Here is a 9,634-nt window from a genome sequence, read left to right on the forward strand (position 1 = left end):
CATGCCTGGGTGATGAAACATTTGTACAGGTTGGTCTGCACCCCTTTGAGCAATGGATAATTCTGTGTTGCATTGAGGAAGTTCTGCGTGCCGGTCATCTCGACATACTCGTCGAGGTAAACCTGGACCCTTGTTTCATCGGTGAGGATCTCTTCGCGCCGTTGCGCGACCTGGCTGGCGGAGGTCCTGCGCAATGCCAGCAGCGGCTCGAAATCTGACAGGAAACCCTTCTCATGAAATTGCATCTTTACCCACGGCGGGTTTCCCAGCACCAGATCGAAGCCGCCCCTGTCCGCGAAGACTTCGGAAAAGGCCAGCTCCCAGTGATGGAAACGGTGCTGTTCCGCGGCCTCGTCGACCAGCGCCAGCCGCGGGTTCTCTTCGATCAGCTCGTCCACATTGCTGACGGTGGCAACGGCCACATCGGCCAGGGGAGCCTGCGTCGCTGCCTCTTCCATTGCCGCGTCACCGAACAAGGCCCTCTGCTCCATCAGTCTCACGTAGCCCGCGTCCTCGGCCCGGAAGATGGCCTCGATGTCATTGAGGAATTGGTTGCGGCTCGGCAATTCACCTGCAGCCTCGATGGGCCAGAACCAGAGCGCGCTCCAGCTATCCATGGCCAGCTCCAGCCGCCGGTAGGGGGAGGTGGGCCGGCTGAGACGGTCCAGCTCTACCTCCCTGGCCCGGATGGACGATGCTTCGTACGCCAGAGGTATCGCGCGGTCAGCCCCCTCCGTTTCCCTCCGTCCCCCACGCCCCCAAACAGGGATGTGCTGTCTGGTCCGCTCCAGCAGGACCTGCCGCTCGGCCAGGTGGCGCTGCCACAACGCATCGGCTGCATCCGACAGGGCCTGCATGTTGCGCAGCTCGGCCTTGCTGATCTTCCCGGTAAAGCCCTTGCGCCAGTCCTTGATGGCCCGCGTTTCCTCCGGGACCAGGGCCTTGATCACCTTATCCCTGTCGAAGGCGGCCATGCCTTTGTCGGGCAGCAGCCAGTGATAGACGCTGCCTTTCGGCCGGGGTTGCCCCAACGGAGCCGGCGCGGGCGCTTTCTTCTGGTAGTCACCGCTCAGCACATCTTCGGCGCTGTACACCTGCCGCCGCGCCCCGATCAGGCTGTTGCCCACCGCCATGCGGGCGCGGTACCAGGGCGCTTCCGAGCCCTTGTAGATGGTGTTCAGCCAGATCGAGACCTGGGCCAGCGCCACGGCGGTCGGGTTCAGGTCGACCCCGTAGGCGTTGTGGGCCGCCAGATAAGCCTTCACCCGCCGGCGCTCCTCCCGGTACGGCTCGGGTGCCAGGTGCTCGTCCAGTTCCTCCTGCTTGCGACTCAGGTAGGCGTCGGCCAGCTGGTTCAACGCCTCGTTGATAAAGGCGCCCGACCCCATGGCCGGCTCGCAGATGGTCAGTTCCAGGATCTCGTCGGCGCTTTTATCCTTCAGCAATTCCTTGAGGCTGTATTTGACCACGCTTTCAGTGAGGACTTCGGGCGTATAGTAGCTGGCCGATTTCTCCCGGTCGCGCCCCGCCAGCCGAAAGATGAATGTGCCCGGCTCGTAGCGCTTCCTGCGCCGGCTGCCGTCAAGCCCCTCCTCGTAGACGAACTCCTCCGGGGTGTATTTCTCAGGCTGGTCGTGTACCTCCTGCACCGGCACGAAATAGGTCTGCACCGTGTCGTCCTTAGCCGGATCGTCCCCGGCCGCCTTCACTTCATTGACCGCTTCCCGGGCAAAGAAGCCGCTGTAGCTGAGCAGGCCCTCATAGACCGCGCCCAGCTGGTTGATGCCCAGCTGCGCGTAGCTGATGCGCCCCCGCTGGCTGCGCCTGTTCCTGATCTCCCGCGACAGCGAGAGCTGTTCGATGATCTCCTGCAGAACGGAGTTTCGAAATCTCACTGAGGAGAGCAGGGGGGTGGACACCCGGTCGAACAGCGGGCTGTGCAGGCCCGCCAAACGAAAGCCGTAGTCGTCGTAGAGGGGCTGGTCCTCGAACTCGAGCTCGCGGGCGATGGGATTGTAGCCCTCGTTCATCAGGCGGAAGAGTTGATCCAGGCTGTCGTCGATGAAATAGCCATTCTGCGCATCATCCGTGGCCAACGGCACCTGCTCCAGGTCGCGCAGCGATTCCAGGCTGTAGCCGGTCCGGTAGGCCTCGCTCTTCATGGGAGCGATCTCCAGCTCGCCGCCCCGCGCTTCGGCGTAGAACAGGAACAGCAGCCGGTAAAGGTAGGTCAACGCCTCGTTGGTCAGCTTGCCGGCCAGTTCGTCATCTTGAAACAGCGATTGTTTTGCCACGTTCCGCTGGTACCAGATATACTCGTTGGCCAACAATTCCACCGCCCGCCGCGCGCCATACTTCAGGTCGCTGGAGACGGCGTAGGCGTGTTTGTGGCTGTTTTCATCCAGGGTCTCGTGGATGGCAACGCCCTCGTCGGGGGCCAGCGCGTCTTTCGAGAACAGGGCGGCAGTCGCGCGCAAGGCGTCCCTTTCCCTGCGCCCGAACAGCTCGTCCAGGTCGAACATCAGGTACTGGCCGTAGCCCCACTTGCTTCTTTCGATGAGGTAGGCCACCCTGCCGCCCAAAAGGATCACCCAGCGCGGCGGCTCGTCCACCCGCAGGATCTCACCCACCAATTCTTCCCACGGCGCTTCGGGAACGTCCTTCTTATCGATATCATCCAGTCCATGGTACTGCTCGTAGAGGGCCGGTTGCTCCAGCGGTGAATCCTCCTCGTCCGCGAAGGGCGTTTCCACCAGCCACAGATAGGGGTTACCGTCCCGGTTGACAGCCCCCAGCAGCGGCAGAGGTTCCCCTGTGCGCAGATAGCGCAACTGCCGGTCGTAGGTGAAACCCAGCGCCTCCAGCAGCGCCACATGCAGCTTATGCGATGGTGGATAGCGCCGCCTCAGATCGTCCCGTTTCATCGCCTCCTGCTTGGCCGAGAAATACTGGGCGGCAAGCCGATCCAGTCGCCGGTCGGGCGCGTCCGTGCCCGCCTCCCGCCACCGGGCGAACAGCCCTTTCAGGTCCTTTTCCAGCAGCGCGTCCAGATAGTGGTAGCTGTAGAACTCGCCGACATTGTGAATGGTTGTCAGGTTTAGTGCCATAGAGAATCCAGTGGTTGCCAGTGCGCAGTTAAGCCAAATAACCGGCGTTACGTAGTTCGCATGCTGAGTGCGTCCGGCGGGAGCGATCAAAGTGTGCCAACGGGTCAAATGACATCCTGAGCCTCGCCAGCACGTCAGCAGACGATGCGAGAGCTACGCCAGCAGGCGGTGCGGCCTAGCAAGGCCACCGAGAGGTGTGAGCTAGGCGGTGCGTGACGTCAGCAGACGGTGCGGCCTAGCAAGGCCACCGAGAGGTGTGAGCTAGCTAGGCGGTCCGGGAGGACTTCGAAGGGCGGCATTTGACCCCTGTTTTTTCAAGGTGCGTAACTCCAAAAAACAATGCGATCTGTCATTGTGAGATGCGATTTTCGAAAACTCAATCGACCGTTGTCGTTGTTTTCATCGGGCCCACGTAAAAGTTCTCAAAATCAGACAGATGTGTAGGTCATTCTACCAGCGTGACATCTCTGGTAACTGGTCGATGCTTGCTCGAACAATCAATGTCGATGGGCAGGAACACCCTTTCGGATCGCATGCAGCGCCCGCTCGGCCAGCACACGGGTCTTGCCCGTGCCGACCGGCGCCAGCACCAGCAGTGCACCGTCAAGGGTATCGATGATGCGTTGTTGCTTTGGATTGGGTGTGGGAAGAGTCATGGTCAACCGTTCATTTCAGGGTTGTCCGGCCGGCTCTCAGGCTGGCATGCCAGCAAACACCGTTGCCACCCGTAGATAGGGTGTGGGATCGGTTGAAAAGCTTTCTCTTAACCATTGCTGGCGGCTCTCGTAGATCTTGTTTGTCTCATCCAGTTGGTACTGGAGGCGGGCCCGGCGAGCGCCGCGGGCGTTGGCCAGCTCTGCTTCGATGCGCCCCACCTTCTTCTGATGCCACTGCTTGAGACGACGCATATCTTCCTGCAGCCGCCGGCGTTCGCTGTCCGCTCGATTCATGCGCAGCGACTCCATGTGGTCCCTGGCAGCATCCACGGCCCCGGGTAACAGTGCCGCCATCGCATTGACCTGTTGAGATGATGGCGCGCCTGGGTTGGCCAGGCCGTCGACAAAGCCGGACAGTCCCAGCGTCTCCTTGAGGTTCAGCATCATCCACTGGCTGCCGCCCTCTGTGTGTAATCCAAACCAGGAGGCGATTACCGGTTGGCTGCGAGCGTTCGACATGACGCCCTGGAATAGAAAAATGGCCTCATCCGCCTGCAGATCTGGCGTCAAAATAACGGGAGCCTCGTGCCGGCCAAAACGCACCATCAACTTGTCCAGCAGCCACTCAGCCGTTGGGTGCGGGTCCCAGAAGAGCTGCTCCCGGGGCCATTCACCCTGCCGCTTACGGGCATCGGCGATGGCCTGCATCACCCGGTCCCGGTCGGTAGTCAGCCTGAAGGTCCAGTCGTCCGGGACCGCTTCGTTTGGCATGAATTCGCAGCGTCGCTGCAGATCTTCGTTGGCCAACAACGAAAACTCGGGGCGCTGGGGATGGTATTCAGGCAGCTGCGCCACCTGATCCGACGCGACTAGCTCCCCGAACGCAGCCTTCGAAAAAGCGATGTCGTCATTGAACAGGCTGAACGACTCGCCCCGATAATCTGCCATGTCCCCATCCCCTTCATCGGCCCCGCCCATGAGGATTGCCAGCCAGTCCGATTCTGGCGATTGGTCGGGGATAATCTCTTCAGGCGTTTTGCCTTCCGCCACACCCTCCGTGATTTGCTTTTCCTCGCGTTGCGCGTCGTGTAATCCAAGAATCGTGGCGGCATCGCCGATATTCTTCTGCGCCTCCGCCTCCTTCTCGATCAACCGTTCAAGGACACGCATGTCCCCTTTGATCGTCCGATTCTGCGAAATGGTAAGCAGATAATGGATGAACGGTGGCGTATGTTGGCCGTAGCGGTCAATGCGTCCATTGCGCTGCTCCATGGTGATCAATGACCAGGGGATGTCGAAATGCACCATCAGATGGCAGAAATAGTGCAGGTTGACCCCTTCAGATGCCACGTCGGACGCGATCAAGATGCGTTTGGGCGAATCCTCCTTGCCGAAGTCCTCGACGATGTGCTGCTGTTCCACGTCGGGCAGGCCGGCGTGGAACACCACGACGGAGTCCTCGTCGGCACCGAATTCCTTGATCAATTGCTCCTGCAGGAAATACAACGTGGCGATGCGTTCGGAAAAAACGATGATGCGCGGCGCGGTGCGGGACGCGTCTGCTCCCAGCTCGCGCAACAGGCTCACCAGGCGCTGGTATTTGCGGAATGTATCGGTATCCACCGCTGTGGCCAGTGCGTGCAACTCACTCAGAGTCTCGAAATCGGCCTTCAGCTCGGAGATGCGTTTGGCCCGTTCCGCCGGGCTTATCTCCAACTCCGCCGCCAGTAGATCCTCATCTCCTGCGCCGATTTCGTCATCCAAATCGATCTCTGGCAACGGCCCCTCGCCGAGTTCCTGAAGCCGCTTGCCGATGCGTTTGAGCCTGCCTTCGATGGTCCTGGTGCAGGCGATCGGGCTGGAGAGAAACGCCTTGAGCAGGCCAATGCGATAGAGCGCATCCCGCATCGAGCCTCCCCTGTGCAGCGTCGCGAAACTCGCGTCCCCCAGCCGGTCGAAGAAACATTCCTCAGCCACGCTGGCAGGGATACTCTCCAACTCAACCGTCCGCTCGCTGAATTGGCCTTCAACCTGCTCTTCGATGTCCTTCTTGAAGCGCCGCGTGAACAGCCCCTTGATCTCCTCCGACGTATAGTCGTGAACATCAGCGATGGCCGTGGGATCCAGCATGTTGATCAGATTCGCAAAGCTCTCTGCGCGACCGTTGTGCGGCGTGGCCGAAGTCAGGATCAGGCTGTCGCAGGTGCGGGCCAGCAGGGTAGCAAGACGGTTGCGTTGGCTGCCGAAATTAGCCACATTGTGGCACTCGTCGATGACGATCACATCCCAGTGGCATTGTTCCAGGTAATGGCGATATTGGGCGTCGTTTTTAAGGGTATCGATGGAAATGATGACCCGGTTGTAATAATAAAAGGGGTTTTTGTTGCTGGGGATCCTGGCCCGCACCCGTCGCAGCCCCACCGAATCCAGCCGCACCAGGGGAATGGAAAAGCGCGCCCAGATCTCCTGCTGAAACTGAGTCAGCATGGATCGGACAGCGATCACCAGAATGCGCTCGCCCCGTCCCCGTTTGATCAACTCGGCCAGGAGGATTCCCGCTTCGATGGTCTTGCCCAGGCCTACGCCATCGGCGATGAGGATTCGTGGCCGCAGCGCCTCCAACGCCATGTGGGTGGGCGTCATCTGATAGGGCGTGTAGTTGAACGCTCCCTGGTCTCCCAGATGAATTTGATCGTCGGTGGGCGGCGTACGCCGCAACAGGCTTTCCAGAAAGAGGCGGGATTTGCGATATTGGGGACTATCGTCGGGCACCAACTGGGTTTCCTCGGGCCGCAGTTCGGTCATCCGGTCCAGTTCGCTGAGGAACACCGCTTCGTGATTGCGCACCAGCTCCGACAACCCCACCGCACGCACGGCCGCTCCGCCTGTCGAAGTGGGCAGAGCGCTTTTCACCAGCCACTCTTCGTCTCGAACCACGATACGAGCGCCGGGTGCGAAAGTCACACGTTCAGCCATTTACAGCGCCACCTTCAGATCCTGCCGGCCAATCACATCCAGCACATGGTTCAGAACCTGCGCGTCGTCATCCCATCCCAGCACCGAAGTCAGATCGCTTTCGGCATCCCCTGCAGCGACGAAATAGCGTGTCGCACCAACTATCAGCGCCTGGTGCTCTGCCGGAAGCTCACCATACCCAGCCAGCAGCGAAGTAAGTACCTCGGCAATCTTCTCTGCCAGGTTGATGTCCAGGAACTCGTTGGCGCGCAGCGCCCTTCGGCAGTCCGCCAGGTGTTGCGTCACCTGCCCGGTCAGTGAGCTGATCTGGTCCCGGGGAAGCGTTTCGCACATGGTGTTGAACAGATGCCAGACACCGGGGTCGATGGTGGCATCGGGTGGGGACAGAGTAGTGTGATCGGTCATGAGGCTCAACCTTCCCAGATGTGCCCGGAATCGAAACAGGTTTCAGGAAAAAAGACAGGGGCCCCTGCACGGAACGCACGGCCCCCCATATTCTGCTATTCTACCATGGATTCGTGGTCCGGCATATGATCCAGATCATTGTTTCTTTCCTTACCACCAGATCGGCTCGAATACACCAACTGGTATTGGCATGTAATGGCAACTGGCGAAGGTCAACTGAATGGCGCTATTGAAGACAACTTCTTCTTTCCAGTGGGAATCGAATATCTGGTCGACAATATCAGATGGGACGAAATCTCAAGCCGAGACGTCCTGGATCTGTATAGAGCATACCCTGAATCTTATGGCGGTCTCACAGGAATATGATCTCGATCATATTCCCTGCGGAAATGCACATAACTATCAGGATTGCGGCTTCATCCGTTCGCACACAGAACACCCTACCCAGACGCCTTCGCCCTAAACAGGAGCGTCAACAACCCGGGCGGTGATCGACCGTACTCAGTGTACAGCGGGTTTTGGCCTTCTCAGTAACCGCTCACAAGGTGACAACATGAGTATCCAAAGACGAGGTTTCCTGAAGCTATCTGCCACTGCAATGGCCGGCGCCCTGATTGCACAGCATCCAGATACGGGCCTGGCTGCTCCATCAACAAGATCGCCATCTGGGGATCAGTTTTCCGGAATCAATCTTGCTGGATGGGATATCGTGGTTGGTGATGCCATCTACGCGGCTCCTCGTGTGGACCCCGTCACCATTGATGACATCGAAACCGTCCATTTCCCGGAGTTCAGCGAGCTCAGAGCCAATATCCACCTGCGAAGGATCATGGCTCACAACATCACCTTCAAGAAAAGAATCGCCGACAACGTCTTCGATTTTGTGCACACCTTTGGCTACAAGTTTCGCCTGCCCTACATGCCCTCGACCAGCAATCCCACTCTGAATCCCCAGACCATCGAAGGCGGCATGGGACTTTGGGATGGCAGCGACACCCGCCTGGATTACGGCACCGGCTTTCAGTGGTACATCAACCCCTGGGGGCCTGACGCGGGTGCCATTCAGTCCTGGACCGACATCGACGGCGGGAGTTGGGCAAAGGTCGGCAACATGCCCCTCGACACGGCCTGGCACCAGGTGAGGATCACACTGGACGTTCGGCGAGAGACAACCGCCCTCGTCATTGATGGTACCCACTACCTGTGCCGCTTCAACGGTACGCCGAAACCGGCCACCTGGGGCACCGAACGAGCGGCCACCATCGCGGCGGAAATCGTAAGCCTCTATCCTGGCGAGAGCCACCCCGGCGCGCTGCACAAAGCCGAATTCAAAGACTGGTTCTGGATCTGGAAACCGTACAACCAGCGCACCATCTTCTTACCTACAGTATCCAGGTGACGGTCCACTGTCCTCAACCAAATCGCCACGCCGCCCCATCACCGCCACCGGGCTATGCCGCCCATGCTTGACACACAACTCGTCCATCCGGAAGATCGCATAGCTCGCCCAGGTCGTCTTCACGTCCCGATGTCCCAACAGATCCGCCAACGACGCCAAATCCCCGCCGTTCAATAAATACTCCCGCGCAAAGCCGTGCCTGAAGCTGTGCGGATTCACCGGTCCCTTCGCCCCCGACCGCCGCTTCAACCGCCGTAACACCTGCCGCACCCCGTTGGTCGTCAACGCCGCCCCTCCCCGATTACCCAGGTTGATGAAGACATGATCGTACGCCACCGCCGGGCGCACCTCGAGCCATGCTGCCAGCGCTCGACCCGTCGTCCGCGAGAACGGCACAACCCGCGTGTGGTTGCCCTTCTCCGTCACTCTTGCGACCTGTTTCGTTATGTCGACTTCACTGGTCTTCAGGTTGACCACCCCACCCACCCGGCAGCCGGTGTCCGCCAGGAAGAGCACCAGCGCCCTGTCGCGCCGATTGACCAGGCTGTCCCCTTCTGTTGCATCCAACAGCCGCACGAAATCGTCGGCCGTGATTGCCTTGGGTTCTCCGCGACCTGGCTTCGGGGTCCGCAGTTTGCGCGCCGGATTGGCCTCGATGATCTCTTCTTCGTACAGGAAGTTGAACAGGCGCTTGACCGCACGTACGTACCCGGCGACGCTGGCGATCGACAATCCACCCTCGATCTGGTCGCGGTTCGGGTGACCGACATACCTGCCCTCGCGCCCACGCAGGTACGCCACGAACCGCCGCAGGTCGCCGACAACAATCTCTTCCAATCCGCGGTCGCCCATGAAATCCACCAGCAACGCCAGTTTCTGTTCGTAATCGGCCACCGTCCGCGGACTCCGCCCATCTGCTTCCGTCGCCACCAGCAACTCCCCAATCGCCTCACTCAGCTTCATGATGATGTTCCCCTCAACCATTTACGTCCATCAATAATCGCGCCCGCTACATGGCCTTCTGGTATCCAGACACGAAGTCCCGCCGTCAGGCGCCCCGGAGCGGGCGCAGCGAAGCGAAGTGGATTCTG

Annotated in this window: 6 protein-coding genes; 1 reads left to right on the forward strand and 5 read right to left on the reverse strand. The window is 59.9% G+C overall.

What is annotated here, in order from left to right; translation table 11 throughout:
* The 4 genes from U9R25_16060 to U9R25_16075 form a co-directional block, all read right to left on the reverse strand.
* On the reverse strand, positions 1–3,107 hold a 3,107-nt coding region (locus tag U9R25_16060; GenBank protein ID MEA3337414.1), incomplete at its 3' end, for a hypothetical protein.
* Between the two features lie 497 nt (positions 3,108–3,604).
* Positions 3,605–3,763: a UvrD-helicase domain-containing protein gene (locus U9R25_16065; GenBank protein MEA3337415.1), complete on the reverse strand. Its 159-nt coding sequence runs from the start codon at positions 3,761–3,763 to the stop codon at positions 3,605–3,607.
* A 36-nt stretch (positions 3,764–3,799) separates the two neighbouring features.
* A complete protein-coding gene (locus U9R25_16070) occupies positions 3,800–6,739 on the reverse strand; it encodes a helicase-related protein (GenBank protein ID MEA3337416.1) in 2,940 nt (979 codons plus the stop codon).
* A complete protein-coding gene (locus U9R25_16075) occupies positions 6,740–7,144 on the reverse strand; it encodes a hypothetical protein (GenBank protein ID MEA3337417.1) in 405 nt (134 codons plus the stop codon). It abuts the gene before it with no gap.
* 553 nt (positions 7,145–7,697) lie between these two features.
* Between U9R25_16075 and U9R25_16080 the strand changes: the two genes are divergently transcribed.
* Positions 7,698–8,543, forward strand: a complete 846-nt coding sequence (locus tag U9R25_16080) for a hypothetical protein (GenBank protein ID MEA3337418.1) — start codon at positions 7,698–7,700, stop codon at positions 8,541–8,543.
* On the opposite strand, the gene U9R25_16085 is transcribed toward U9R25_16080, so the two are convergent.
* Positions 8,523–9,506, reverse strand: a complete 984-nt coding sequence (locus tag U9R25_16085) for a tyrosine-type recombinase/integrase (protein MEA3337419.1) — start codon at positions 9,504–9,506, stop codon at positions 8,523–8,525. The genes U9R25_16080 and U9R25_16085 overlap by 21 nt on opposite strands.
* Positions 9,507–9,634: the final 128 nt, after the last annotated feature.

The sequence above is a fragment of the Chloroflexota bacterium genome, assembly GCA_034717495.1.
GTDB lineage: Bacteria > Chloroflexota > Anaerolineae > JAAEKA01 > JAAEKA01 > JAYELL01.